The organism is Streptomyces parvulus (assembly GCF_014648855.1).
In the GTDB taxonomy this organism is placed as follows: Bacteria; Actinomycetota; Actinomycetes; order Streptomycetales; family Streptomycetaceae; genus Streptomyces; species Streptomyces parvulus.
Genome location: NZ_BMRX01000003.1, coordinates 45,877 through 72,863, shown reverse-complemented (window position 1 = coordinate 72,863; position 26,987 = coordinate 45,877). Strand labels below are relative to the sequence as shown.

At 72.5% G+C, this 26,987-nt stretch carries 24 protein-coding genes; 18 read left to right on the top strand and 6 right to left on the bottom strand.

Features of this window, described 5'->3' with window-relative positions:
• Positions 1-99: 99 nt before the first annotated feature.
• Entirely contained in the window at positions 100-3,135 is a 3,036-nt protein-coding gene (locus IE108_RS05780; protein ID WP_079163418.1) for an AfsR/SARP family transcriptional regulator, read from the top strand.
• A gap of 39 nt (positions 3,136-3,174) precedes the next feature.
• On the opposite strand, the gene IE108_RS05775 is transcribed toward IE108_RS05780, so the two are convergent.
• Positions 3,175-4,029 carry a class I SAM-dependent methyltransferase gene (locus IE108_RS05775; RefSeq protein ID WP_064726421.1) on the bottom strand — a complete coding sequence of 285 codons (855 nt, stop codon included), beginning with the start codon at positions 4,027-4,029 and terminating at the stop codon, positions 3,175-3,177.
• A gap of 6 nt (positions 4,030-4,035) precedes the next feature.
• Positions 4,036-4,827, bottom strand: coding sequence for an SAM-dependent chlorinase/fluorinase (locus tag IE108_RS05770; RefSeq protein ID WP_161344210.1), 792 nt, complete (start codon positions 4,825-4,827; stop codon positions 4,036-4,038).
• A gap of 249 nt (positions 4,828-5,076) precedes the next feature.
• On the opposite strand from IE108_RS05770, the gene IE108_RS05765 reads away from it, so the two are divergent.
• The gene (locus IE108_RS05765; protein WP_064726419.1) at positions 5,077-5,301 is read left to right on the top strand and encodes a hypothetical protein; all 225 of its coding nucleotides are present in this window, start codon (positions 5,077-5,079) and stop codon (positions 5,299-5,301) included.
• Between the two features lie 104 nt (positions 5,302-5,405).
• A complete protein-coding gene (locus tag IE108_RS05760) occupies positions 5,406-6,812 on the top strand; it encodes an AfsR/SARP family transcriptional regulator (protein WP_159394593.1) in 1,407 nt (468 codons plus the stop codon).
• Here IE108_RS05760 and IE108_RS05755 read toward each other — a convergent pair.
• Genes IE108_RS05755 through IE108_RS05740 form a run of 4 tightly spaced genes read right to left on the bottom strand, consistent with a single transcriptional unit; the run spans position 6,795 to position 11,178 of the window.
• On the bottom strand, positions 6,795-7,877 hold the full coding sequence (locus IE108_RS05755) for an SIS domain-containing protein (protein ID WP_064726417.1): 1,083 nt from the start codon (positions 7,875-7,877) through the stop codon (positions 6,795-6,797). The genes IE108_RS05760 and IE108_RS05755 overlap by 18 nt on opposite strands.
• 39 nt (positions 7,878-7,916) lie before the next feature.
• Complete coding sequence (locus IE108_RS05750) at positions 7,917-8,726, bottom strand: BtpA/SgcQ family protein (RefSeq protein WP_064726416.1); 810 nt, start codon at positions 8,724-8,726, stop codon at positions 7,917-7,919.
• Between the two features lie 19 nt (positions 8,727-8,745).
• Entirely contained in the window at positions 8,746-10,314 is a 1,569-nt protein-coding gene (locus IE108_RS05745) for a pyridoxal phosphate-dependent aminotransferase (protein WP_064726415.1), read from the bottom strand.
• Positions 10,315-10,338: 24 nt separating this feature from the next.
• Complete coding sequence (locus IE108_RS05740) at positions 10,339-11,178, bottom strand: TauD/TfdA family dioxygenase (RefSeq protein ID WP_064726414.1); 840 nt, start codon at positions 11,176-11,178, stop codon at positions 10,339-10,341.
• A 308-nt stretch (positions 11,179-11,486) separates the two neighbouring features.
• Here IE108_RS05740 and IE108_RS05735 point away from each other — a divergent pair, with 308 nt between their 5' ends.
• The 15 genes from IE108_RS05735 (at position 11,487) to leuD (ending at position 26,982) form a co-directional block, all read left to right on the top strand.
• Complete coding sequence (locus IE108_RS05735; RefSeq protein ID WP_189397589.1) at positions 11,487-13,109, top strand: class I adenylate-forming enzyme family protein; 1,623 nt, start codon at positions 11,487-11,489, stop codon at positions 13,107-13,109.
• A gap of 28 nt (positions 13,110-13,137) precedes the next feature.
• A complete protein-coding gene (locus IE108_RS05730) occupies positions 13,138-14,508 on the top strand; it encodes an aldehyde dehydrogenase family protein (RefSeq protein ID WP_064726412.1) in 1,371 nt (456 codons plus the stop codon).
• The gene (locus tag IE108_RS05725) at positions 14,505-15,059 is read left to right on the top strand and encodes a GNAT family N-acetyltransferase (RefSeq protein WP_229851668.1); all 555 of its coding nucleotides are present in this window, start codon (positions 14,505-14,507) and stop codon (positions 15,057-15,059) included. The genes IE108_RS05730 and IE108_RS05725 overlap by 4 nt, the downstream gene beginning before the upstream one ends.
• Complete coding sequence (locus tag IE108_RS05720; protein ID WP_064726411.1) at positions 15,056-16,054, top strand: aldose epimerase family protein; 999 nt, start codon at positions 15,056-15,058, stop codon at positions 16,052-16,054. Before IE108_RS05725 ends, IE108_RS05720 begins: the two co-directional genes overlap by 4 nt.
• Before the next feature lie 10 nt (positions 16,055-16,064).
• Positions 16,065-16,337, top strand: coding sequence for a phosphopantetheine-binding protein (locus IE108_RS05715; protein WP_079163414.1), 273 nt, complete (start codon positions 16,065-16,067; stop codon positions 16,335-16,337).
• On the top strand, positions 16,321-17,277 hold the full coding sequence (locus tag IE108_RS05710) for an LLM class flavin-dependent oxidoreductase (protein WP_064726409.1): 957 nt from the start codon (positions 16,321-16,323) through the stop codon (positions 17,275-17,277). The genes IE108_RS05715 and IE108_RS05710 overlap by 17 nt, the downstream gene beginning before the upstream one ends.
• A 97-nt stretch (positions 17,278-17,374) precedes the next feature.
• Positions 17,375-17,692: a hypothetical protein gene (locus tag IE108_RS05705; protein ID WP_202545335.1), complete on the top strand. Its 318-nt coding sequence runs from the start codon at positions 17,375-17,377 to the stop codon at positions 17,690-17,692.
• 16 nt (positions 17,693-17,708) lie between these two features.
• Positions 17,709-19,220: a pyridoxal phosphate-dependent decarboxylase family protein gene (locus IE108_RS05700; RefSeq protein ID WP_064726407.1), complete on the top strand. Its 1,512-nt coding sequence runs from the start codon at positions 17,709-17,711 to the stop codon at positions 19,218-19,220.
• A complete protein-coding gene (locus IE108_RS05695) occupies positions 19,217-20,134 on the top strand; it encodes a phytanoyl-CoA dioxygenase family protein (RefSeq protein ID WP_064726406.1) in 918 nt (305 codons plus the stop codon). The genes IE108_RS05700 and IE108_RS05695 overlap by 4 nt, the downstream gene beginning before the upstream one ends.
• Positions 20,135-20,144: 10 nt before the next feature.
• Positions 20,145-21,242, top strand: coding sequence for a 4-hydroxyphenylpyruvate dioxygenase (gene hppD / locus IE108_RS05690; protein WP_064726405.1), 1,098 nt, complete (start codon positions 20,145-20,147; stop codon positions 21,240-21,242).
• Positions 21,239-22,387 (top strand): alpha-hydroxy acid oxidase, encoded by a 1,149-nt coding sequence (locus IE108_RS05685; RefSeq protein ID WP_064726404.1) that lies wholly within the window; start codon positions 21,239-21,241, stop codon positions 22,385-22,387. The genes hppD and IE108_RS05685 overlap by 4 nt, the downstream gene beginning before the upstream one ends.
• On the top strand, positions 22,384-23,757 hold the full coding sequence (locus tag IE108_RS05680; protein WP_064726403.1) for an aminotransferase-like domain-containing protein: 1,374 nt from the start codon (positions 22,384-22,386) through the stop codon (positions 23,755-23,757). The genes IE108_RS05685 and IE108_RS05680 overlap by 4 nt, the downstream gene beginning before the upstream one ends.
• A gap of 23 nt (positions 23,758-23,780) precedes the next feature.
• Positions 23,781-24,953 (top strand): LeuA family protein, encoded by a 1,173-nt coding sequence (locus tag IE108_RS05675; RefSeq protein ID WP_064726402.1) that lies wholly within the window; start codon positions 23,781-23,783, stop codon positions 24,951-24,953.
• Positions 24,950-26,374 carry a 3-isopropylmalate dehydratase large subunit gene (leuC, locus tag IE108_RS05670; RefSeq protein ID WP_064726401.1) on the top strand — a complete coding sequence of 475 codons (1,425 nt, stop codon included), beginning with the start codon at positions 24,950-24,952 and terminating at the stop codon, positions 26,372-26,374. The genes IE108_RS05675 and leuC overlap by 4 nt, the downstream gene beginning before the upstream one ends.
• Positions 26,362-26,982, top strand: coding sequence for a 3-isopropylmalate dehydratase small subunit (leuD, locus tag IE108_RS05665; protein ID WP_064726400.1), 621 nt, complete (start codon positions 26,362-26,364; stop codon positions 26,980-26,982). Before leuC ends, leuD begins: the two co-directional genes overlap by 13 nt.
• The last annotated feature ends 5 nt before the right edge of the window (positions 26,983-26,987 follow it).

Genomic DNA, 26,987 nt, shown 5'->3' with positions numbered 1-26,987 from the left:
AAGGCTTGCTGGGCGTCTAGCGGGGTGTACGCGCGGTTTCCGGCCCGTGGGGTGGCGACTGGGAGCAGGATGCCACTGGACCGTAGGTAAGGACATAACGTGCCACAATTCCATGTTTCTCTCCTGGGTCAGCTGGAGTTGCGCCGCGACGGCGCGAAAGTCGGTCTGGGGAGTCCGCAACAGCAGGCTCTCTTCGTCGCACTGCTCCTGAGACAAGGCAGAACGGCGGGCGCGGACGTACTCATCGACGCGCTGTGGGGCGCCGACGCGCCGGCCTCGGCGATGAGAACCTTACGGACCTACGCGTGGCGCCTTCGGAAGGTACTGGAGGACGACAGCAAGTTCCCCAGCATCCTGGTCTCGGTGGGTGACGGCTACCGGCTCGCCTGGGAGACCTGCTACGTCGACCTGGACGACGCGGAGAGCCTGACCCGCCAGGCGCAGAAGGCGCAGCAGGCGGACGACGTGGAAGGCGCCTGCGGTTTCCTGGAGGCTGCCCTCGCCCTGTGGCACGGCGAGCCCCTGACCGCGATCCCCGGCCCTTTCGCCGCCCGCGAGCGGGACCGGTTGAACGAGGTCCACCTGTTCATCCAGGAGGAGTACATCGCCGCTTCTCTCGCTCTCGGCCACGGACCGCGCCACATAGCCGAGTTGATCGGCCTCATCGGCCGGTACCCGTTGCGGGAGCGGCTGTACGTGCTCCTGATACAGGCACAGTCCCAGGCCGGGCGCAGAGGGGACGCGCTGGGCACCTACCGCCGGGCCCGCCGCACGCTGATCGACGAGCTGGGCGTCGAGCCGGGTCAGGAACTGGAGGCGCTGCACCACCGCGTCCTCGCGGGCGCGAAGGCCGAACCCGGCCCGGCGGCCGCCGCGGGAGCCCAGGAGGGGCGCGTCGTCGTCGACGCGGTCTCCGTTCCCGGCGAGAACACGGCGCCCGCGCCCCGGGGACAGGAGCCGGACCTCGACCGGGAGGACACGCCGTACCTCGCCCCGGCCCAACTCCCGCCGGACCTGGCCGACTTCACCGGCCGCAATCATCTCAGCCTGGCCATCAGCTCCCTGATGAACACCCCCGACCGGTCCGCCCTGCCCGTCGGCGTGCTGGTCGGCATGGCCGGCGTGGGGAAGTCCGCGCTGGCCCTCCATGTCGCCCACACGATCCGGGACTTCTACCCCGACGGGCAGATGTACGCCAAACTCCAGGCCGGTGACGGCGGACCGGTGCCACCGGACGAAGTGCTGGCGGGCTTCCTCGTCTCCCTCGGGCTGCGCCTCGACGACCTGCCGGAGACCTTGGAGGCGCGGACCGCCCTCCTGCGGACCCTGCTGGCCCGGCGCCGCGTCCTGCTCGTCCTCGACGAGGCCGTCAGCGCCGAGCAGGTCCGCCCCCTGCTCCCCGGGTCGGCCGGCTGCGGGGTCCTGGTCACCACCCGCACCCGGCTGGCGGGTCTGCCCGCGCTCCAGGCCGAGGTGCCCGCGTTCGCTCCGTCCGAGGCGCTCGACTTCCTGCGCCGCGCCATCGGCTCCGAGCGGGTCGACGCCGAACTCGCCGCGGCACAGCGGATCGTCGAGTCCTGCGCCATGCTGCCGCTCGCCCTCCGCATCGTCGCGGCCCGGCTCGCCGCGCGCCCCCGCTGGTCGCTCCAGTCGATCAGCGCGCGCCTGTCCGACGAGTTCCAGCGCATCGAGGAACTCAGGTCGGGAGACGTGACGATCTCGGCCGTGTTCGACCTCACCTACCGGCAACTGCCCGAGGACCAGGCGAGCGCCCTGCGCAGGGCGGCGGTCGTCGACAGCCGCTCGTTCTCCCTGTCCTGCGCGGCGGCTCAGCTGGACATGGCGGACGAGCGGGCGGAGACCCTGCTGGACGCCCTGGTCGACCAGGCCATGCTGGAGTCGCCGTCGCCCGGTCGGTACCGCTTCCACAGTCTGCTGCGGGACTTCGCCCGGCGGAAGGCCCGCCCCGACGAGCAACTGGCGGCGCTGGAAGGCCTGCTGGACCATCTGCTCGCCTCGGCGAAGAGCGCCTTCCGGCAGGTCGTGCCGGGGGACCCGGTCGAAGACGCGCTCAGCCCCACGCGGTCCCCGGGGGCGCGGTTGGCGAGCCCCGAGGAAGCCCGGCAGTGGGTCGAGCGGGACGGCGAGTGCGCGCTCAAACTAGTGCAGCAACTGGCGCGGGACTCGGTGGGCGCGCCCCCCGAGCCGGGACAGGACGGTCCCCCCACCCGACTGCGCCGATGTATCGACCTGCTCATCGCGCTCAGCGCCTTCCGCGGGAGACTCCACCACGGCGACTACCAGAGCGCGGTGGACCGCCTGGAGAGCGCCGTCGCGCCGTCCCAGGATCCGAGGGTGCTGGGCAGGGTGCGGTTCCTGCGTGGCCACATGGAACTGTCCGTGAACCAGTTCGCCCGCGCGGAATGGCAGGCAGCCGCCGCCGTCCGGCTCTGCACCGCCTCGGACGACCTCGTGATCCTGCGCCAGGCGCTGAACGACCAGGGCCTCGCCTGCCAGATGCAGGGCAAGTTCCAGGAAGCCATCGAGTGCTACGACCGGGCCATCGACCTCGCCCGTCGGCTCGGCCACACCTCGGGGGAGACGGCCACCACCGTCAACATGGCACTGTCCAAGGTGTACTTGGACGAGCCGGCCGAAGCCGAGCGGATCTGCCTCAGGGTCCTCGACGAGATCGCCTCGCCCGACGACGTCGAAGGCGTCGCGTACACGTACTACGTGCTGGGGCTCGCCCACCACCGGCAGTCCCGGCACGACACGGCGCTCCACTGGTTCGAGATGTGCCTGGCACTGTGCACGGCGAACGGCCTTCGCGCACGGGAGTCCCATGCGCGGCTCCGGATCGCCGAACTGTCCCGGGAGATGGGGCTCCTGGACCGCGCGGTACGCGAGGGCGGCCTGTCGGTGAAGCTGTGCGAGGAGACGACCGACCTCAAGAACCTGGCGCGGGCGCTCACCGCGGTGGGCAACGCCCTGCGGGACCTGGGGGACGACACGGCCGCGCAGGCCTACCTGGCGCGGGCCAGGGAGGTGACGGACTCCATGGCCGTACCGAGCGGGCGAGTCGCCCCGCCGCAGCCCGCGTCCCGTGGGCGCGCCGCCCTGACCGGCCCTTGACCGGTCCCGGCCGGCCTCGGTCCCGGTGCGGAAGCGTCGTCACGGGACACGGGGCGCCGTGCGGGAGGCCACCACGAACAGGTTCGCCCCCCGGCCCCGGGAGTCGGGGTCGATGAACAGTTCCTTCTCCATCGCGAGGACACGCTGGAAGACGTCCTCGTCCCGCAGCATCTGCTCGGCCCTGTCCCGCGCCGTCCCGTGGACGCCCGGATACAGCAGGCTGGGAAACCCGCTCAGCAGGTCGACGCTCAGCTGCGCGGCGGCATGCATCACCCGGATCTCGCCCGGCGTGAACAGGTGCCGGTAGGGCGCGGGGTTGGCCGCCCACTGCAGGCCCGCGAGGCTGCGTTCCGTCTGCTCGGCGTCCTCCAGCCCGAGGCCTTCGAAGGCCGCGTGCCAGCGGCTGGGCAGCAGCGAGACCATCAGCCCGTCCACCGACAGCAGCCGGGTCAGGGCGGCGAGGACCGCCTGCGGGTCGTCGACGAAGCCGAGCAGGTGATGGCTGTTGAGCACGAGGTCGAAGGACTCCCCGGTCAGGAGGTCCGCCGCGTCCCGCACGTCACCCAGCCGGAAGCGGACCCGGTCGGCGTATCCGCCGCACCGGGCCCGCCGCGCCGCCTGGTCCACCAGCCCGGGCGTCAGGTCGTAGAGCATCCCCGTGCTGCCCGGGAAGGTCGTGGCGATCCGGTGGGTCCACCGGCCGGCCCCGCCGCCGAGGTCGAGGAAGGTGAAGCCCTCGGGCAGGCGTGAGAACACCGAGAACTCGAACGCCTCCCACTGCAGGGCGTCGACCAGCCGGCCGTGGGCGCCGCGCCAGTTCTCGTCGTAGCCGACGGCTTTGCGTTCGAAGAATCTCCGCACGTCGGCAGACGCGTCCTCGGACTCCTTCGGCACGGTGGGTCAGCCTCCTCTTCTCTCCAGCTCGTTCTGATCGCCCGCGCGGACCGGTCGCGGTACCGCACGGCGGACGCGCAGCCGGTGACCGGCCGCGCAGGGCAGGTCGAGCAACCCGCGGGCCCGGACCTGGCCCAGTTCGTGCAGGCCGAGGGAGCTGCCGGGGTACACCACCCACGTACCGTCCTCCTCGTCCATCATGCGGGTCCCGTAGACGGCCTCCAGTCTCCGCCCGCCGACCTCCACCCTCAACCGGTCGCCGTGGCACAGGCCGTCGGCCCGGAAGGGAAACTTGCCGTTGCCGAAGTTGTCGATGTGCACGATGTCGCCCTCGGCCACCGGCGTGCGCCGGACCGCGTCGGGTGGGAAGGGCGCCCCGGCGGAGGCCAGCGGTCTGCCGGCGGCGACGGCGCCCACCACGGGAGCGTGCACGGCCTTCCCCCCGAACGGCACGAAGCCCGGATCCTCGATCTCGAAGCACTCCCGCACCCCGAGATCCCGCGTCAGCCAGCCCAGGGCCCCCGTGTTCGCGCCGACGAACACCAGGTCGCCGCGGGCCGTACGGCCCACCAGACGCTCGGTCCTGTGCCGGAGGCTGTTGGCCACGCAGAGGAGAACGGTGCCGGGAGCGGCGAGTTCCGCGACCAGCCTCATGAGAAAGGCGGCGTTGATCTCCGAGAACCTCTGCGCCGGCACCAGCGGGCCGATCCTGATGTCGGCCGCCGGGGAAATGGCGAAGGCGCTTTTCTCGATGGCCAGACAGAGTTCCAGAAAAGCGACGTCGGTACAGTCTGACACAATGATTACGCGCCTCATGTCGCAAAGCTTCCATTCTCTGGTCTGCACGTACCGCGCCCGCCGAGATGCTATGCCAAAGCGCGCCGCCGCACGACGGTTCGGTGGCACCGGATGCCATGGCCGGGGCGGCGAAGACCTGCTGTAGATCTCGCGTTGACCCGACGTATATCCGCCCCCCGGAGGAATATATTTCCCGTCGAACGAGGGCTGGGACTCTTGTGCCGTCACCCCCCAGAGGAAGGACAGCCGATGTCCAGCAACGAAGCGGCCCCCTCACTTCCGACCCGTTCGGTTCTCGTCGACGTTCTGCGCCTCGCGGCCCCGCTCACGACGGGCGCGCTGCTGATGGCGCTGGCCGCGGGTCCGGCGGAGACCGCCGACGCACCGGCCGACGCCCCGCGCTTCGCGCTCCTCGCCGACGGTCCGGACGACGGCACCGTACACGCGGACGACTGGAACAGCACCGGCTCCTGACGCTCGCTGTGGCGGCGGTCCCGGACTCGCTCCGGGCAACGGCGATGCTCACCAACACAGAAGGCGGGGCTGCTTTGAAATTCCAGGTCCTGGGAGAACTGCATGTGACACAGGACGGCGAACAGGTGCCGCTGGGCGGATTCATCAAACGGGGGTTGATGAGCCTGCTCCTGCTCTACTCCAACCGCGTGGTGTCGACCAGCCACCTCCTGGACGCCCTGTGGCCGTCGGGCACCCCGGCCACGGCGCGGAAGATGCTCCAGAACGCCGTGTCCGACGTGCGGCGGCTCATGAACGACGGCCGGACCGGCGCCGACGAGCCGATCCTGCTGACCCATCCGCCGGGCTACCTGCTGCGTGTCCCGGCCAAGGACGTGGACCTCTCCTGCTTCCAGCAGCTGGCCGCGGCCGGCCGGACCGCCCTCGCCAAGGGCGCGCACGAACCGGCGCAGAAGGCGCTGCGCGCCGCCCTGCGCCTGGCGAAGGGTCCGATCCTGGCGGAACTCGTCGAGGAGGGCGTCAACTGGCCGGAGATCGAAGCGCTGGAGAACTTCGTCCTGAACGTCAGGGAGGACTGCTTCGAGGCCGAACTGGCCCTCGGGCGCCACCGGGCCGTCCTGGAGGAGATGGAGGACCTGCACCTGGCCCACCCCTCCAGGGAAAGGCTGTCGGCCCAGCTGATGCTCGGCCTCTACCGGTGCGGCCGGCAACTCGACGCTCTGACGCTGTACCAGCGCATTCGTGCCCTGCTCAACGACGACTTCGGGCTGGAGCCGGGCGAGGAACTGAAGTCGCTCCAGACCGCCATCATCACGCAGGACCCCGGACTCACGCGGCTGCCCGTCATGTCGCAGACCGCGCACCGGGCCTCGCCGCGCGACCTGCTGCTGCCGTCCGCCGCCGCTCCGCAGCGCGTGCTCACGGCGGAGCGGGAGGCCGAGCCGGTCAGCGTCGTCATGGTCAGGACCGAGGTGCGCTGCCTCGACGGCGAGCCGGCACCCGAGGAGTCCGCCGACGTCGCGCAGACCGCGTCCACGGCGATCCACCGGGAGTTCGAGCGGGGCAGCGGCGAGATCAGCCTCAGCGTCGGAGAGGTGTCCTTCAGCTTCTTCCGGGACACCGACCGGTCGGGAAGCCACGTCAAACGGGCCATGGACGCCGCGACGGCGATCCACGAGCACTTCGGTCCCGCCTCCCTGGTCGACGGCTCCGGACGGCGCTACACCGTCCGGTCCCGCATCGTCGTCACCACCGGCGAGGCCGTCCTGAACTACCGCGCGGCCAACGAGAACGGACTGCGGATGACGGCCACCGGCGGTGTCATGGACCGCTGCCTGCAACTGCTGCGCTTCACCTCTCCGGGTGAGATCCGGGTCTGCCGGGCCACCCACCAGGCCACGGCCTCCGACTACGCCGTGGCGCACGAACCGGACAGCGGCTGGAAGGTGCTGGTGCCGGGGCCCGCCGACCGCGGTGCGCGGGCCGGCCGGCGGCTAGACGAGGCCGGTTGAGAAGGGGGCGCGGCCCAGACGCTGCCCGGTACGGCAGGCGAGGATCCCGGCGAAGAGATGGTGGAGGAGGGGCGAGAACTCCTCCCTGGAGTGGGCGGCGACGGGCAGGACCGCGGCGGCGTGGCGGACCACGGCGGTGTCCCTCGGGTGCGCCACGGCGATCACCCGCCTCCCGAGCTCCGTCGCCCGGGCGGCGACCTCCACCGCCCGGGCGTGGGAGCGGCCCCGGGGCGCGAGGACGAACAGGGGCATGTCGTAGGGTCCGGCGAAGCGTTCGACATGGTTCCACTCCTCCAGATCCTGACCCCGCGCGAAGACGCCGGCGCCCTCGATGAGCTTGGCCGCGCCGTACTGGGCGGTGCCGAGCGCGGGGCCGCTGCCCACCATGACCACGACGGGCCCGTCACCCACCAGTTCGGCCACCCGGCCGCACGCGTCGCCGAGCCCGGCGACCGTGCGTGCCACGCCGTCGCGCAGCGCCGCGATCTCCCCTTCCATCGCGTCCCGGTCGTCCCGGGTGTGATGCCTCCGTGCCTCTCCGAGCCGCACGGCCAGCAACAGCAGGGCGAGCAGGCTCGCCTGGTAGGTGCGGATCCCCGGGGAGGGCTCGCCGCCCGCCAGGCGGACGGGCAGCGTGTGGTCGGCCGCCCGCGCCAGCGGACTGTCGGGAACGCCGGTCACGGCCAGGGTCGCCGCGCCCTGCCGGCCGGCCCGGGCCAGTGCCTCCACGACGCGCGGTGTGAAGCCGGACGCCGAGACGCCGACGACCAGGCGGCGCCCACCGCCGCTCCGAGAGCCCAGCCAGGGCGCCTCGTACTCCAGGAATCCCAGGGCGGGCGTGGCGGCGCAGTCGACCCCCGCGAGGGAGCGGAAGGCGAGTTCGGCGGAGACGGCGGCGTAGTACGAGTCGCCGTCGCCGACCAGGTGGACGGAGTCCGCCGAACCCCAGTCGGCCGCGGAGACCAGCGCCGCCGCCGTCCGCCCCACCGGTCCCGTCATCTCGTCGAGGTCCCCGGCGAGACGGCCCGCCTGCCGGATCATCACCTCGGGGTCGAGTCTCGCCATATGCCTCTCCCTTCCCGTCGTCCCACGTCGGCGCCACCGTCAGCGCTCCAGGCCACGCACGATCTCCATGTACGACCGCACCCGGTCGGGGTCGATGGGCCCTCCCCAGCCGCCCCGCTCCAGGCAGGTGCCGACGAAGGCACCGTCGGCGGCGGCCAGCAGACGCGCCGCGTTCTCGTGCGTCGTGTGGCCGGCCAGGAGGACCGGCAGGTCCGGGGCCCACTCGCGGGCCGAGGCGACCATGTCGAGCACCCGCCGCTCCTCCGGATGGGAGACGCAGACCGCGTCGGCACCCGCCTGTCCCGCGTCCTTGGCCACCCGGCCGGTGGGCCGGTCCCCGCCCAGCCAGCTGAAGTGCATCGAGTCCGCGTCCGAGACGACGCGCACGTCTGCGGCGCTGATCCTGCGGCGGTACTCCATGACGTCGTGCGGGTTCCCCTGGACCAGCCCCTGCGCGGTCAGCGTGGCCCCCACCAGCGTCCCGGCGCGAATGAAGGAGGCCTCGGCCACCTTCGCCACCGCCAGGGACGCCCGCACCGCGTTGCGCATCAGCTGGACGCCGACCTGGAATCCGTCGCCCGCGGTGGCCTCGACGACGGCCCGCACGACGCGGGTCATGGCGGCCACCCGGGCCGGGTCGGCGTCGTCCTCGACGCTGTACACCCGGTCCACGGTCTGGACCAGGCACCCGTCGGCGCCGCCGTCCCGCAGGGCGGTCGCCGAACGGACGGCACGGTCGAGGATCCCGCCCAGACTGCCGTCGGCGGCGAACGGGGTGCCGGGCAGCGGCTCCAGATGGATCATGCCCAGGACGGTCTTGCGTCCGCCCGCCTGGAACGACGTGGTCATGTCTGCTTCCTTCCTGGGGTCATCCCACGGGCACCGCGAGATGGGAACCGATGCGCGTGATCGCTTCGTTCAGCTGCTCCCAGGGGCGGGCGGTGGTGACCCGGACAGCGCCACCGGACAGGCCGAACGTCAATATGCCGGGGAACACCGAGACACCCGTCTCGCGCAGGATGTCGCGGAAACACAGGTAGGAATCGGTCCAGCCGGCGAATTCCACCGTCGTGTTGATGGAACAGCGCGGCACCACCACCCGCCCCGACGCCTCGACGAGGCGCGTGGTGGTCGCCTCGCGCAACGTCGTGAGGCACTCCTGCCGGTACAGGCGGTCGGCGCGGTAGGACCGGTAGGCGGCGCTCAGCCGGTCCGGTGCCACCTGGTACCCCTTCTCGAACTCGTCGGCCTGCTCCGGTCCGGGCTCCTCCACCCCCTCGATGAGCCAGCGCTCCATCCGGGCCACGGTCTCCACGAGGGTGTAGAAGAAGGAGGGCGGGCCGCCGAACGCGGTCGAGGCGTACTCGTAGTACTCGGCGACGAAGCTCCGGTCCGCCAGGAACCAGCCGATCTTCAGCCCCGGCACGGACCAGGTCTTGGAGAGGCTGGACACCCGGATGACGTTCGGATTGGCCCGCGCCGGCGAGCGGGTGCCGGGCCCGCCCAGCCACTCGTGACACTCGTCGAGGACGACCATCGTCGTGGGGGACGCCGCTTCGAGCAGCCGCGCCAGCTCCTCCTCCGGCACGACGGCGCCGGTGGGATTGGCGGCCGTCTGGAGCATGACCATCGGAGTGCCGGGGGTGAGGGCCGCGATGAGCGGGCCCAGCGACATCCGGCCGTCCCGGCAGGGCAGTGGTACGAGCCGCACGCCGCGACGCCGTGCGATCGACTCCACCAGGGGCGGGTAGTTGGGCGTGGCGCAGAGCACGGGCTCCCCGCCCTGCGGGGCGTTGTGCAGGATGAAGTCCGCCAGCGAGTTGATGGCGAACGTGCCGCCCATGGTGAGCGCCACGTTGTCGCAGGTGTAGCCGGCCCCCGTGATGCGGGCGGACTCGTACGCGGCGACCGCCTCGCGGGCCGGCACGCGCCCCCGCGAGTCGGAGTAGCCGTACCAGTCCCGGTTCAGGGCGAACTCGATGGTGTGCTTCAACGCGGCGGGCAGGCCCCAGCGTTCCTCGTCGACCGACCCGCTGGACAGGATGAGGTGGTCGTCCGAGTGGAGGTCGCCGTAGAGGTCGTCGCGGAAGTACCAGTTGAACATCTCCTTGACGAAGCGCACCGTGGCCCGGGACGAGAGCACCTCGGCCGGGTCCACCGCCCGCCGGCGGCGTGCGGCCCGCCACCCCTCGGCCAGCCAGGGCCGGTGGGAGCGGGCGCCCAGCTCGTGCTCCACCCGTCCCAGCCACAGGTCCCGCAACTCGTACGGATCACGGGGGTCGCGGGCCCGCGCGAAGACCTCCAGCGTCCGCTCGTCCACACCGGGATGGAAGGTGCCGGGTGCGCCGGCCGCCGCGGGGGAGAGGGCGGCGGCCCGGCGGGCCTCCTCGGGCACGACGTTCGGCCGGGATCTCGGCACTGCGGCGAAGAGCTGCATGGCTTCTCCTATGGACACGGGGCCCTACCTGATTCGGAGGCGCTTGAGGTGCCGGTGACGGGCACGGGGGGCGAAGGTGCCGGCTTTGCGGCCGTGGAAGTAGAAGGTGTTGTCGATGGCCAGCAGCAGACCGCGCCGCCAGTGCACCCCGGTGTGCAGTCCGGGCGTGTACATGCTGGCGAGCAGCGCGCGCAGCGCCCCGTCGACGGCGTCGGGCGAGGTGTCCGCGCCGGTGTGCGTCCATTCCAGCGGCTCCGCCAGGAAGTCCCGGAAGGAGAAGACACGCCGCCCGTCGACCTCCCTGAGGATCGGTGGCCCCTGGGTGCTGCGGCGGTACCGCGTCCGGGCGAGGACGGCCGACTCCGCCGGGGTCAGACGGTCCGCGACCGCCTCCATGGGGGCCAGCACGGTCTGGGCGGCCCCCGTCGCGTCTCCCGGTTCGCAGCACATCAGGACGATGTAGCGGGGCTGCTGCGCCGGCGGGCGGCCACTGCCCTCGGTGTGCAGGGAGAGCGCGTTGGCGGCGAACGGCTGGAGGGACACGTCATCGGTCCGCGACCTCTCGCCCACGAGGTTGAGCACCACGTCGAGCGCGACCCTGGGAAGGACGGCCGGATCGGTCTCCGGGATCGGTGTGCCCAGGACCCGGCCGAGCGCACGGAACTGCTCGTCGGCCAGCGGCCGGTCGAGCAGGCACGCGGCGAGCCCCGTCCTGCCCAGCCGGCCGAGGAAGTCGTCCAGGGCGGGGCCCGGCACGTCCTCCGCGCGGACCGCGGGGACCGGCACCGGTGGCGGCGCCAGTGCGGTCTCCCGCTCCAGAAGGTCCGCTCTCGATGCGATGTGCGCGTCCGCGGCCCGGCTCACGAAAATTCCCTGCATCATTCACTGTGCTCCGAATTCCTTGACCGGTGAAAGGACTTCAGCTCCTTTTGAGCGCCGTCGACACATTCAAGATATTCGGCGCGGCCGTTCGGACAATCCCCCTTCTCACTGCCCGGTAATCGATGGGTAACGGAAGGATTGGTGTTGGGCGCCCGAATACCGGCCGATGGAAGAAGGAATTCGGCAGGCCTTGCTCCGGCGCCGCGGTGCCGACCTAGCATGGCGGGCCTCAGAGGTCCCGGTGCGCGGAAAGGGCTGACGTGGGAAACGGCGGAGCGATGAAGGCGGTCATGGCACCCCGCGGTGTCGCGCAGGAGGACTTCGAGCGCGTCCACACGTACGGCGGCGTGCCCTTCGGGAGCGCGGACGCGGCAACCATGCCCGCGCGGCTCGCGGAGCGCGCGCGGACCCACGGCAGCCTGCCCTTCCTCACCGCCTTCTCGGCGCGGGGTGAGGAACAGACCTTCACCTACCGGGAGTTCGAGAACCTGAGCCGTCGTACGGGTGACTGGCTGGCGCGGCACACGGGGGTCGCCCCCGGTGGCGTGGCCGCGCTGCTGCCCCTCAACGACGCGGTGTCCCTGGCCGCGCTCTTCGCCCTGCAGCGCGCGGGCTGCGCGGTGCTGCTGCTGAACCCCGCGGACCCGCCCGCCCGGCTGCGCGAGCAGTTGGGCCGCCTCCCGGTGTCGGCCGTCGTCCGTTCACCCTCCGTGCCGGACACGGTGCTGCCGGAGGCGGTGGGACTGCCGGAGGACCCCGCGGCCGGCGACCCGGCGGGGGAGCCCGGCGCCGCCCCCGCTCCCGGCGCGGACCAGTGGGCCGACGCGCTGTACTTTGGCACCTCCGGTTCGACCGCCGCGGCGAAGCTGGTGGCCCAGTCGCACCGCAACGCGACGGCGAACGCCGACGCCCTGGTCCGCCACCACGCCCTGCGCCCCGGCGACCGCGTCCTGGGCTGCCTGCCGGTCCACCACGTCAACGGCGTGCACTTCACCGTGTTCGGCACCCTGACGGCGGCCGCGCACCTCGTGCTCGCCAGGAACTTCGATCCCTTCACCTACCCGGACCTCTTGGAGCGGTTCCGGCCCCGGATGGCCAGCGTCGTCCCCAGCGTCCTCGAGACCCTGCTGGCCGTGCGCATGCCGCAACCGCCGTCCTCCTTCGACTACTTCGTCTCGGCCGCCGCCCCGCTGGCCCCGGCGACGGCCCGGGCGCTGGCGTCCCGGGCCGGAACGCGCGTCGTGCAGGGCTACGGCCTCACCGAGACCACCAACTTCTCCACGACGATGCCGGCGGACCTGCCCGAGGACGACTACCGCCGCCTGACGCTGGACACCGACACCCCCTCCGTCGGCACCGCCTTCCCCGGCAACGACGTGGCCGTGCTCGACGAAGGCGGCGAACCCGCCCGGCCCGGCGAGAGCGGCGAGATCTGCATGCGCGGCCACAACGTGATGACCCGCTACGTCGGCAACCCGCGGGCCACCTCGGAGGCCTTCGCCGGCGGATGGTTCCACTCCGGCGACCTCGGCCACACCCGGGTGGACGCCCGCAGCGGCCGGACCTTCCTCGTCATCACCGGACGCCGCAAGCACGTCGCCAAGGTCCGCGGCGAGTCGGTCTCCCTGGACGAGATGGAACGCGTCCTGCGGACCGTGCCGCAGGTGGTGGACGCGGCCGTGGCGGCGCTGCCCCACCGCTTCCTCGGCGAGGAACTGGTCGCCGCGGTGGTCCTGGCGCGGGGAGCCGCGCGCGCCGACTGCGGCCCTGCGCTCGCCGCGGCGTTCTCCCCGGCCGTCCACCCCAGCCGCGTCGTGCGGCTCGACGCGATCCCCCGCACCCCGACCGGCAAGATCCTGCGGCCCGTACTCACCCGACAGCTGTCCGTCTCCGAGCCCGGCGCGCAGGCGTGACGGCCCTCGCTCCACGACAGGAGGCCTCATGGCCGTGCGGCACGACACCACCAGGCTGACCGACCCGCGCACCGGGCTCGTGCGGCGGGAGATACCCGTCGGCGGCGCGCGCGCCGTGGTCGGCGCCGTCGCCGGCGCCCGGCGGGCCCAGCCCGCGTGGGCGGCGCTGACCCCGGCCCGCAGAGCGCGGCGGCTGCTCGCGGTGGCGGACGCCATCGAGGACCGCGCGGACGAGTACGTGGCGGCGGAACGCGCCGGCACCGGCAAACCCGAGAACGAGGCCCGCGGCGAGGTGGAGCAGAGCGCCGACGTGTTCCGCTTCTTCGCGGGAGCCCTGCGGACGGGCAGCAGTCCCGCGGGCGGGCACCTGCTGCCCGGGCACGAGAGCTGGGTCCGGTGGGAGCCGCTGGGCGTGGTCGCCGCGGTCGTCCCGTGGAACTACCCGCTGCTGATGACCGTGTGGCGTGCCGCGCCGGCGCTCGCCGCCGGGAACACCGTGGTCGTCAAGCCCGCCGAGACCACCCCCGACTCCGCGCTGGCACTCGGCCGGCACTGCGACGGCATCCTCGGCCCGGGTGTGGTGACCGTCGTACCGGGCGACCGGGAGACGGGACGGCTGCTCGTCGGCTCCCAGGTGGACGCGGTGGCCTTCACCGGCGGTACCGCGGGCGGACTCGACGTCGTGCGCAACGCCGGACTGCGCCGGGTCTCCCTGGAACTCGGCGGCAACGCGCCCGCCGTGGTGCTGCCCGACGCGGGCGAGGAGACCTACGAGGCACTGGTCCGGGCCTGCACCTACAACGCGGGCCAGAGCTGCGCCTCCCCGGCCAGGGTCATCACACTGCGCGAGAACTACCAGGACGTCGTGGAGCGCCTCGCCAAGGAGATGGCCTCCCGGTGCGCCGGGACGGACTTCGGCCCCCTCAACAACCCCGCCCAGGCGGCCCGCTACGACCGGATGATGGAGAGCAGCCGTGCGGGCGTCCGGCACGTCGGCGGCACCGTCACGCAGCCCGGCGAGTCAGGAGGCTACTGGCGCCCCGGGCAGGTGCTCGCGGACCTCCCGTCCTGGGACCCGGCCGTCAAGGAGGAGGTCTTCGCACCCGTCCTCACCGTCCAGGCCGCACCCGGAGTCGACGCCGCCGTCGCCCTGGCCAACAGCGTTCCCCAGGCCCTCGGCGCCAGCGTCTGGAGCGCGTCCGTGGAGACCGCGCTCAGCGTGGCGGGCTCACTGGACGCCGGAGAGACCTGGATCAACTGCCATCTGGAGCAGACCCCCGAGCTGCCGCACGGCGGGCGCCGCGGCTCCGGACACGGCACCGACCTGAGCGTGCTCGCCCTCTCCGAGTACCAGCGCCCCAAGACCGTGACCGTCCGTCACCTCGGGCGGCGGCGATGACGCCGGCGGCCGCGCCGGACGGCTGGAGCTGGGAGACCGCGCGGGACGCGGACGAGGTGCACGCCCTCCTCCGGGCCTGTGACGCCCGGCAGGCCCTGAGCCACGGCTCCCCGGTGCCCGTGCGCAACCCCGCGACGACCGCCCGCCGGGTCCGGGCCGGCGAGGTGCACCTGCTGCGCCACGCGGGCGAGCCCGCCGGCATGTTCACCCTGTCCTGGGAACCGCCCTTCGCCCTGGACCCGGACGCCTTCCCGCCCGCCCGCAGGCCGGCCTACCTCGGACGCCTCGCCGTCGCACCGGTGTGGCTCGACGACGGGACCCCGGTGGGCGCGAGCTGCGTGCGGCGCGCCCTGGAACTGGCGGCGGACCGCGGCGCGGACGCCCTGCGCGCCGAGGCCAACCCGGACCTCACCGGCACCGTCCGGCTACTGGAACTGCTCGGCCTGCGCCGGCAGGGGGACGTACTGACGGACGCCCTGGGCCGGCGCACGGTGCGTCTGCACAGACCGCTCGCCCCCTCCCCGAACCCCGCGTCGAAGGAACGGCGATGAACATTCGCAAGGAGACGGTGGGCCGCACCCGCGGGCACCGCAGCCAGTGCCCGACCAGGGTCGACTCCTACACGCTCGACACCGGAGCCGGCCTCACCGTCGTGATCTGGACCTACGGCGCCTCGACGGTGGAGGTGCTGACACCCGACCGCGAGGGCCGCGTGGACAACACCGTGCTGCGGCTGCCCGGCCTGGACGCCTACGAGGACCGGCGGCGCAACCCGTACGTCGGGGCGACGCTCGGCCGCTACTGCCGGATCGTCGGCGACGGCCGGATCCTGCTCGACGGCGTCGAGCACCAGCTCGACCGCAACGACGGCAAACACCACGCCCACGGGGGAGCCATCGGCTTCGACCGCCACGTGTGGGAGGCGGACGCCGAACAGGTCGGCGACGAACTCGCCCTCTACCTCAGCCTGGTCACCCCGGACGGCGACCAGGGCTATCCGGGGACGCTGTCGGCCGAGGTGGTCTACCGGGTGGACCGCGACCGGCGGCTCACCTTCGAGTACCGGGCCACGTCCACGGCGTCCACGGCCTGCGCCCTCACCAACCACGCGTACTGGAACCTGGCCGGCACCGGGACCGTGGACCGTCAGCACCTGGCGGTCAACGCGCACCGCGCCGTGGTGTTCGACGGCGAACTGGTCCCGCTCCAGGGCCCACCGGAGAGCGTCGTCGGCACACCGCTCGACTACCGCACGCCCCGGCACCTCGGCGACGCCCGCCTCGACAACTGCTTCGTGCTGGACGACCCCTCCTGGGCCGCGGAGCTGTACGACCCGGTCGGCGGCCGCGCGATGCGTGTGACCACCGACCAGCGAGGACTGGGCGTGTACTCCGCCGACGGTTTCACCGGCCACCCGCGCGGGGGCCTGTGCCTGGAGGCGGGAGCCGTGCCCGACCCGCCGGGCCAGGAGGTGTCCGCCTCCGCCCGCCTCGATCCGGGCCAGGTCTACCGGCACCGGACGACACACCAGTTCCTGACCCGCTGAGGAGGCCGCCTTGGACCCAACCCTCGTGTCCGTCACCGACGTCGTACGGCGCGTCCTGCCCGAGGACCGGGCCGGCGCCCTGTCCGGGCCCGACCAGGAACTGCGCGACCTCGGACTCGGCTCGCTCGAACTCGTGGGCCTGCTGGTCGCGATCGAGGACGCCTTCTCGGTGCGCCTGCCGGCGGACGTCATGCACCAGGCCACCTTCCGCAGCGTGCGCACCCTCACGGCCGCGCTCCGCACGGCCACGGAAGCGGAGGACCCCCATGCCCGTCCACGGTGACACCGTCCGGTTCGGCGTCCACTCGGGCCAGCAGAACCGGACGTTCGGCGAATCCCTGGAGCTCTGGCAGCGCGCCGAGGAACTCGGCTACGCGTGGGCGTCCGTCTTCGACCACTTCAGACCTCCGCTGGGCGGCCCCGGCGGGCCCTGCTTCGACGGCATGACGCTCCTGGCCGCCCTCGCCGCGCGCACCAGCCGGATCCGCTGCGCCCTCATGGTCTCGGCGCCCACCTGGCGTCATCCCGCGGTGGCCGCCGCCATGGCCGCGACCATCGACCACATCTCCGGCGGGCGCCTGGAGTTCGGCCTGGGCGCCGGAGGCGACGACCTCGCCTACGCGCAGTACGGCATCCCCTTCCCCCCGGCGGGGACTCGGATGGACCTGCTGGAAGAGGCCTGCGGGGTGGCACGGGCCCTGTGGACACGCGAGGTGTCGGACTTCGCGGGGCGGCACGTGCGCCTGGAAGGGGCGCATCTGGAGCCCAAGCCGTTGCAGTCCCGCATCCCCCTGGTCATCGGCGGCGACGGGGAAAGGCGCCTGCTGCGAATCGTGGCCGAGCACGCCGACATCTGGAACACCCTCGCCGGCACGCCCGAGTCGTACCGCCGCAAGCGCGACGCACTGGCCCGGCACTGCGCCGAGACCGGCCGGCCGCCGGAGGAGATCCGCCGGTCGGTCACGTTCCGGGCCGTACTCGCGGAGAACGAGAGAGACGCGGCGGCACGGAAGGAAGAACTGCTGCTGCGCCTTCCCGCGGACTCTCCGCTGCTCGACGAGTACGTGACGTTCGGTACGCCCGAACAATGTGTGGCCGACCTCCTTCGCTTTCGCGCCCTGGGGGTGACCGACTTCATCCTCGGGGTCCGCCCGCCGATCGACTGGCTCACCGTCGAGCTGGTGGCCCGTCACGTCATGCCCGCCGTTGTTACCGCGAAATGAGTTGACCGTGGAATACGGCCATTCGCAGACGGTGCGTCCAAGCGTAGGGTCTGCTCCAGGAAATGCCGAAAGGGAGGTGCTGAAAATGGTGACGGTGATGGAGACGTGGCGACTCAGGGACGAGTTCGCCGGCCGGTCGCTGGAACTCATGCAGGAAATGGACGACATCGTCGGACCGGCCGCCCACGTGGACCCCGGCTGGTGCGAGCACGGGCGGTTCTTCCAACTCCACGGCAGTCCGGGCGAGATCAGGATGATGTACACCTGGCGCACCCGGGCCGAGCACGAGGTGTTCATCAAGAACGAGGAACTGCTGCTCACCGACTTCTACGAGCGGTACTGCGTCGGGCCGCGTGAGATCACCTACTTCGACGAGCTCCCGGTGGACGTAGATGCCGTCGGCGCCACTTCCTGACCCGCGGGACGGAGAGATGCCCGAGGAATTCGGGGACTGGGATCCCGAGATATTCGAGAAGCACGGCCGCGAGGTCATCTCGCAGATTCGCGGCCATTTCGAGAAGATCCGGGACGTGCCGGTGGCCGTGCCCCGGGATCCGGCGGAACTGAAATCCGCGGTGGCGGCGGATCCGCCCGAGACCGGTGAGCTATTCGAACGGGTCCTCGCCGACACGTGGGAAAAGGTCGTCCCCGGACTAGTCCAGTGGAACCACCCCTCCTTCCACGCCTACTTCCCCACGTCCGCCAGCCTGCCCGGCGTCCTCGCCGAGACACTGACCGCCGCACTCAACGTCAACTCCATGCTGTGGCAGACGAGTCCCGCCGCCACCGCGCTCGAACTGGTGGTGCTGCGCTGGCTCGCCGCCATGGCCGGCTACCCGCAGGACGCCGACGGCCTGCTCGTCACCGGCGCCTCGCTGGCCAACCTCTACGCCCTGGCGACGGCCCGCGACCACGCCCTCGACTTCGACGTCAGGGAACGGGGCACCGGCGGCCCCGGAGCGCCCACCCTGCGCATCTACACCTCGGACCAGGCGCACAGCTCCGTCGACAAGGCGGCGATCACCCTCGGCACGGGTCTCGCCAACGTGGTGAGGGTGCCCTCCGACGAGCAGTACCGCATGCGGCCGGACCTCCTCGACGAGGCGATCCGCCGCGACCTGGCGGCGGGGTTCCGGCCGCTCGCCGTGGTGGCCACGGTGGGCACCACCGCGGTCGGCGCCGCCGACCCCCTCGAACGCGTGGCGGAGGTGTGCGCCGGGCACGGCGTGTGGCTCCACGTCGACGCCGCGTACGGCGGGCTCTACCGCCTCGCGCCGTCGCTCGCCGGCACCCTGGAGGACCTGTCCGTCGGCGACTCCGTGGTGGTCAATCCGCAGAAGACCCTCTTCGTCCCCCTCGACTCGACGGCGCTGTTCTGCCGCCGGCCGGGCGCGTTGGCGCGCACCTTCCGGCTGGTGCCCGAATACCTCACCTCGGCACACGACGGCGACACGACGGACCTCATGGACCTCTCCCCGCAACTCGGCCGCGGATTCAGGGCGCTGAAGGTGTGGTGGGTGATCCGGACGTTCGGGCGCGCGGGCCTCGCCGCCCGGCTCGACGCCTCCGTCGCCCTGGCCCGCCGACTCCGCGAACGCGTCGACCGCCATCCCGACTGGACGTGCCCCGCACCGTCGGCGTACCCCCTGGTGTGCCTGCGGTACACGCCCGAGGCCGTCACGGCGGACCCGCGGCTCTCCGAAGGCCGCAAGCGTGAGATCACCGACGCGCTCAACGCGCGCATCCTCAGGAGGGTCAACGCCTCCGGCACGGCGTTCCTGTCCCACGCCGTCCTGCGCGACGGCTACGTGCTGCGGCTGTCCATCGGCAACATCCGCACGGTCGGGGAGGACGTCGAACGGGTCTGGCGCGAGCTCGACCGCATCGCCGCAGCAGAACTGGCCGAACCGACCGGCACGACAGCGTGGACGGACCCAGCATGACGACAAGCATCAGGAAATTCGAGCTGACCGACGCCGAGACCGAACTCCTCCCCTCCGATCAGGACGTCGCGTTCTACGCGGAGCACGGGTGGTACCTCTCGAAGAAGCTCTTCAGCGACGAGGAGGTGGAACGGCTGGAGGCGGCGAGTGAACGCTTCTACGCCGGCCACGTCGACCGTCCGCTGCCCGGCCGCCCCCCGCGCCTCGCCTACTGGCGGCCGCGGGACGGACCGGTCCAGCGCCACAACGACTACATCCACTACGAGAGCGCGGCCATCGGGGAGATCCTGCGCAAGCCCCTGCTCGGCGCGGTGGCCGCACGGCTCAGCGGAGCCCGCGAGATCCGGATCTTCCAGTCCACGCTCATCTACAAGCCCCCGCGGCCGGACGAGGCCAGCAACGTCGTCCCCTGGCACTTCGACCGGGACTACTGGGCCACGTCGACCTCCGAGCGGATGCTCACCGCCTTCATCCCCTTCCACGACTGCGACGAGCGCATGGGCACCATCACCATGGTCGACGGCAGCAACCGCTGGCGGCAGGAGAGCCGGGCCAACGTCACGTCGCTGCACTTCGCCGACCGCGACCGGGACGACCTCGAAGCGACCCTGGAGCGGAACGCGAAGTACAACGGAGCGGCCGTGCGCAAGGTCCCCGTGGTCATTCCGAAGGGCCACGTCAGCTTCCACCACAACCACACGTACCACGGCAGCGGCCCCAACCGGTCGACGAGTCCGAGGCGTGCGATCTCCCTCCACCTCCAGGACGGGGAGAACACCTACCGGCGCTACGTCCTGCCCAACGGCGAGACGGCCTCGTACAACCACGACTTCCTGGTGCGGCGGACCCCGCAGGGGTCGCCCGACTACGGGGACCCGGCCTACTGCCCGGTGACCTGGCGCAGCCGATTCTGAGGAGCCCCCCATGACGCACAACGCCCCTTCCCCCGTGCTGCCCGAACTCACGGTCAACCACGTGGAGTTCTACGTCGCCGACGCCCGGGAGCAGGCCGACCGGCTCTGCGGGCAGTACGGATTCACCACCGTCGCGGCCTCGGGGACACCGGACGGGCCGGGCGACCACTTCTCCATCGCCCTGCGCCAGGGCGGCATCACCCTCGTCGTCACCGAGGCGCGCTCCGAACGGCACCCCGCCCACGCCTACGTCGAGGCCCACGGCGACGGGGTCGCCGACATCGCCCTGCGCACCCGCGACGCGCGGGCCGCGTTCGACCGGGCCGTGGCGGCCGGGGCCGGACCGCTGTCCCCGCCGCACCGGCCGCGGGACTCCCGCGCCGGCGTGACGGCCGCGATCGACGGCATCGGCGGAATCCGGCACACCTTCGTACAGGCTCCCGACGAGGACACGTTCCTCCTCCCCGGCTTCCCGGACCTCGGGGCGGCCGCCGAGGACACCGGCACGGCCCTGCTCGACATCGACCACTTCGCGGTCTGCCTCGGGGCCGGCCGCCTGGACGCCGCCGTCGCCTTCTACGGGACCGCTCTGGGGCTCGGTCTGGTCTTCGAGGAGAAGATCAACGTCGGCTCCCAGGCGATGCGTTCCCAGGTGGTGCAGAACGCGTCCGGCACCGTCACCCTGACCCTGATAGAGCCCGATCCCACCGCCGACCGCGGCCAGATCGACGCGTTCCTCGACAGCCACCGCGGCGACGGCGTGCAGCACATCGCGTTCCGGACCGACGACGTCGTGCGCACCGTCGCGACGCTCGCCGGCCGGGGCGTGGAGTTCCTGACCACCCCGGGTTCCTACTACGACCTGCTCGGCGAGCGCCTGACTCCGGACGGGCACTCGATCGAGGAACTTCGGCGCCTGAACGTGCTGGCCGACGAGGACCACGGCGGGCAGCTGTTCCAGATCTTCACGCACTCCGTCCACCCGCGCCGCACGTTCTTCCTGGAGATCATCGAACGGCTGGGCGCGAGCACGTTCGGCAGCAGCAACATCAAGGCCCTGTACGAGGCCGTCGAGGCCGAGCGGGCCAAGGCGGGGGCGCTCTCGTGAGCGCACCGGCCCACGACGCGGGCACGCCGTTCGACATCGACGACGTCGCGCGCGCCGCCTGCCGGGCGCTTCCCGGCCCCGTGTGGGACTTCATCGACGGCGGCAGCGGCACCGAGTCGACGCTCGCGGCCAACCGCAGCGCCCTCGGCGGGATCTGCCTGGTGCCCCGCGCCCTGACCGGCGTCACCCGCGGGGACTGCGCGGGCGAACTGCTCGGCAGCCGGGTGAGCGCACCGCTCGCGGTCGCACCCATGGCCTACCAGCGGCTCGTCCACCCGGACGGCGACCTAGCCCTGGCCCGCGCCGCCCGGTCCGCCGGGACGGTGTACGTCGCCAGCATGCTCAGCAGTCACACGGTGGAGGAGATCGCCGGCACCGGCGCCGAAACCTGGTTCCAGCTCTACTGGCTGCGCGACCGCGACCGCACCGGCGCACTCGTCGAACGCGCCGAGGCGGCGGGCTGCCGTGCCCTGGTCCTCACGGTGGACGTGCCCCGCATGGGCCGTCGGCTGCGCGACCTGCGCAACGCCTTCGCACTGCCCCCCACCGTGACCGCCGCGAACCTGGACACACCCGCCGGCGAGGCCCGGAGCACCACCGCCCACACCGCACGGCCCGGCGCCTCCGCCGTGACCGCACACACCGCCGAAACCCTCGACCCGACCCTGAACTGGGCCGACCTGGCGTGGATCCGCGCCCGGACCCGCCTCCCGCTGGTCATCAAAGGAATCATGGACCCCGGCGACGCGGCCAGGGCGGTCGAGGCCGGAGCCGACGCCGTCGTGGTCTCGAATCACGGCGGGCGCCAGCTCGACGGCGCCCTGCCCAGCATCAGCGCCCTGCCCGGCGTGGTCCGGGCCGTGGACGACCGGTGCCCGGTGCTGATGGACGGCGGCATCCGCAGCGGCGCGGACGTGCTCAAGGCCCTCGCGCTGGGCGCCACCGGCGTGCTCGTGGGCCGGCCCGCCCTGTGGGGACTGGCCGCGGGGGGCCAGGAAGGCGCGTCGGCCGCGCTGCGCCTGCTCCACACCGAGCTGGAGGAGGCGATGGCGCTCGCCGGGTGCGGCGACCTCGCGGCGGCCCGGCGGCTCTCCGTCCGGACGGCGGCCGGCGCCCAGGTGGCCGACGAGGGAACCGCGCGATGACCACCACGGCGGAGTCCGGACCGCGCGCCGGAGCGACGGCGTGCCTGCGCCTCGACGACCTGCACGACTCGGTCACCGACCCACTGTCCGACTCGATGAACCTGCTGAACGAGGTGGCCCAGCGCCACCCGGAGGCCCTCTCCTTCGCCGCGGGCCGCCCGTCCGAGGCCTTCTTCGAGACCGAGCAGGTCCATCGCCACCTGCGGACCTTCTGCGCCCACCTCGGCGGCGCGGGCGGCCGGCCGGACGAGGAGGTGCGCCGGACGCTCTTCCAGTACGGCCGCACCAAGGGCGTCATCCACGACCTGGTCGCCAGGAACCTCGCCGTCGACGAGGACTTCGAGCCGGACCCCGAAGCCGTCGTGGTCACCGTGGGCTGCCAGGAGGCCATGTTCCTGGTGCTGCGCGCCCTGCGCACCGGCCCCCGGGACGCGGTCCTCGCCGTCGCACCCACCTACGTCGGGTTCAACGGAGCCGCGCGCCTCGCCGACTTGCCGGTGCTCCCCGTGCGTTCCGGAGACGACGGCGTGGACCTCGACGACCTCGTCCGCACCGTGCGGCGGGCGTGGGAGGAGGGACTGCGCCCCCGGGCCTGCTACGTCATCCCCGACTTCTCCAACCCCCTCGGGATCAGCCTCGCCACGGACACCCGGCGCCGGCTCCTCGATCTCGCCGCGGAACACGATCTGCTGCTCCTGGAGGACAACCCCTACGGACTCTTCCCCGCCAAGGGCTCCCGCCGGCCCACCCTCAAGTCCCTCGACACCGGACGACGCGTCGTCTACCTCGGCTCCTTCGCGAAGACGGTCATGCCCGGCGCCCGGGTCGGATTCGTCGTCGCCGACCAGGAGGTGACCGACGCCGACGGACGCCGGGTGGGGCTGCTGGCCGACCAGCTCGCGAAGGTCAAGAGCATGCTGACGGTGAACACCCCGCCCCTGGCACAGGCGGTCGTCGCCGGCAGCCTCCTGGAGAACGGGCACTCCCTCGTACGCGCCACCGCGCGGGAGGCGGAGCTGTACCGCGGGAACCTCCACGTGCTGCTCCGGGGACTGGAGGAACGCTTCCCGCCGGGCTCCGGCGTGTCCTGGAACACCCCCGACGGCGGCTTCTTCCTGGTTCTGACCGTGCCGTTCCGCACCGACGACGCCCTGCTGGAGCACTCGGCCCGCCGGCACCGGGTCATCTGGACCCCCATGCACCACTTCTACGCCGGCCGTCCCCACTCGAACCAGATCCGTCTCTCGTTCAGCACCCTGCGCCCCGAGGAGATCCGGACCGGCCTGGACCGGCTCGCCGGCCTCGTCCGGGAGCAACGGGCCCGCGCCGGACGGCCCACGACCGGCACACTCCCGCACCCGAACCCGTAACCGACCCGAACGGCGGTAGGACCATGCGCCGAATACGCGTTTTCGATGCGACACTCCGTGACGGGGAACAGGCCCCGGGCAACGCGATGTCCCCCGAGCAGAAGCTCGCTCTCGCGCTGAAACTGGAGGAGATCGGGGTCGACGTCGTCGAGACCGGCTACCCCGGCTCCTCGCCCTCCGACTTCAAGGCCACCCAGCTCATCGCCCAGTCCCTCACCCGGGCCGGCTTCGCCACGTTCAACCGCTGCTCGCGCGAGGACATCCGGCTCTCCATGGAGGCCGCCGGGGACGACCCCCGCCACCAGGTGCAGGTCTGCTGCACCGGCAGCGACATCCACCTGCGCCACAAACGCGGCATCACCCGGGCCGAGGGCCTGCGCGAGATCGACGACTCCGTCCGGTTCGCCCGGTCACTGGGAGCCGTCGACATCAACCTCGCCGTCGAGGACGCCAGCCGCGGCGAGCACGACTGGATCCGCGCCCTGGTCGGCACCGCCGTCGAGGCGGGCGCGACCGCCGTCACCCTCGCCGACACCACCGGCTTCGCCGTCCCCCAGGAGTTCGGCGAACTCATCGCGACGGTGCGCGCCTGCGTCTCCGACGACATCGTGCTCGCCACCCACTGCCACGACGACCTCGGGCTGTCGCTGGCCAACGCGCTGGCCGGCCTGGCCGCCGGGGCCGACGAGGTGCAGGCCACGCTCGCGGGCATCGGCGAGCGGTCCGGCAACACCCCGCTGGAGGAACTGGCCGCGGTGCTGTCGTACAAGAGCGCCGAACTGGGCATGGACACCGGGCTGCGCACCGAACTCCTCGACGAGGCCTACGTCATGCTCGCCGACGCCATCGCGCTGGACCGCCCGCGCAACAAGGCCGTCCTCGGCACCAACTCGTTCGCCACGCAGGCGGGCATCCACCAGGCGGCCATGCTGCAGAACCCGGTCACCTACGAGTTCATCAAGCCCGAGAGCTTCGGACGCCGCAGGTCGCTGCTGGTCGGCAGGCACTCCGGACGGTCGATCCTGCGGCACCTGCTGGCGCAGCTGTCGGTGCCCGCCGACGACGACCTGGTGGGCCGGCTCTACCAGGAGTACATCGCCGACCGGCCGGGCGGGGAGTGCGACGAGCTGGACGTCCTGCGCGACCGGCTGGCGAGCCGCCTCGGCGTCACGCCGGCCACCGGAGCGGGGGCATGAGCGCGGCCCCGGCGACGATCATCGACAAGCTCTGGGACGGCGCCGTCGTGTGCACCGAACCCGACGGGCCCGACCTGCTCTACGTCGACCTGCACCTGGTCCACGAGGCGACCTCGCCGCAGGCGTTCGAGGGCCTGCGGCTGAGCGGCCACAAGGTGCGCCGCCCGGACCTGACACTCGCCGTCGAGGACCACAACGTCCCGACCGACTCGCTGACCGTCTCCGACGCCCTCGGCCGGGAGCAGCTGGAGACCCTGCGCCGCAACTGCGCCGACCACGGCATCGCGCTGTTCCCGCACGGCCACCGCCGGCAGGGCGTGGTCCACGTCGTCGGCCCCGAACTCGGCCTGGTGCAGCCCGGCATGACCGTGGTGTGCGGAGACAGCCACACCTCCACGCACGGGGCCTTCGGCGCCCTCGCCTTCGGGGTGGGCACCAGCGACGTCGAACACGTCCTCGCCACCCAGACGGTGGCCGTGCAGAAGCCCCGCACGATGCTCGTGGAGTTCACCGGGACACCGGCGGACGGCGTCACGGCCAAGGACCTGATGCTGGCCCTCATCACCCGGATCGGCGCCAACGGCGCGCACGGCCACGTCGTGGAGTACCGGGGCGACGCCGTACGCGCGCTCTCCATGGAGAGCCGGATGACGATGTGCAACCTCAGCGTGGAGGCCGGGGCCAGGGCCGGGCTGATCGCCCCCGACGAGACGACCTTCGCCTACCTCGCGGGCAGGCCCGGCAGCCCCGCGGGCCCGGCCGGGCGGGAGGCGGTCGCCCACTGGCGCACCCTGGCGAGCGACCCCGGCGCCGTCTTCGACCGCACGGTGACCGTGGACGTCTCGGGCCTGACCCCGTGGGTGACCTGGGGCACCAACCCCGGCCAGGCCGTACCGATGGCGGGCACCGTGCCCGACCCCGCGGCCTTCACCGACCCCGACGAGCGGGCGGCGGCACGCCGCGCCCTCGACTACATGGACCTCGCCCCCGGCACGCCGATGCGGGACATCGCCGTCGACACGGTCTTCATCGGCTCCTGCACCAACGGCCGGCTGGACGATCTGCGGGCCGCCGCCGAGGTACTGCGCGGCCGCCGGGTCCACGACGGCGTGCGCGTCCTGGTGGTGCCCGGTTCCATGGACGTCCGCGTCCACGCCGAACGCGAGGGACTGCACGACGTCTTCACCGCCGCCGGGGCCGAGTGGCGCCTGCCGGGCTGCTCCATGTGCCTCGGCATGAACAGCGACCGGCTCCCCGGCAGCCAGCGCTGCGCCTCGACCAGCAACCGCAACTACGAGGGCAGGCAGGGACCCCGGGCGAGGACCCACCTGGTGTCGCCCGCCGTCGCCGCCGCCACCGCGGTCGCCGGCCGGCTGGCACTGCCCGCCGACCTTCCCCGAGGAGACCAGTGGAACCGCTGAGAAGCCACACCGGAAGGTGCCTGCCACTGCGCCGCACCAACGTCGACACCGACCAGATCATCCCCAGCGAGCACTGCCGGAGCGTACGCCGCACCGGCTACGCGGACGCCCTGTTCGCCCGCTGGCGCACGGACCCCGGCTTCGTCTTCGAGCGGCCCGAACGGTCGGGCGCGACCGTGCTGCTGGCCGGCGCCCACTTCGCCACCGGCAGTTCGCGCGAGCACGCCGTGTGGGCGCTGCGGGACTGGGGCGTCGCGGCCGTCGTCGCACCGAGCTTCGGCGACATCTTCCGCCGCAACGCGCTCAAGAACGGCCTGCTCGCCGTGGTCCTCCCGGAGCGGGCCGTCGCCTCGCTGCTCGAACGCGCCGAAGCGGACCCCGCGTTCGACGTCACGCTGGACCTGGAGGAGTGCCGGGTCACGGCCGGTGGAGAGAGCTGGGGCTTCGACATCGACGCCCGCGCCCGACGGCTGCTGCTCGCCGGCCACGACGACATCACGGCCACCCTCACCAGGCAGGACGCCATCGCCCGCCACGAGCGGACCCGCCCGCACTGGCGGCCGGCGCTCACGCCCGGGTGGGCGTCCGTCCCCGCCGAACCCTCGTGAGGAGC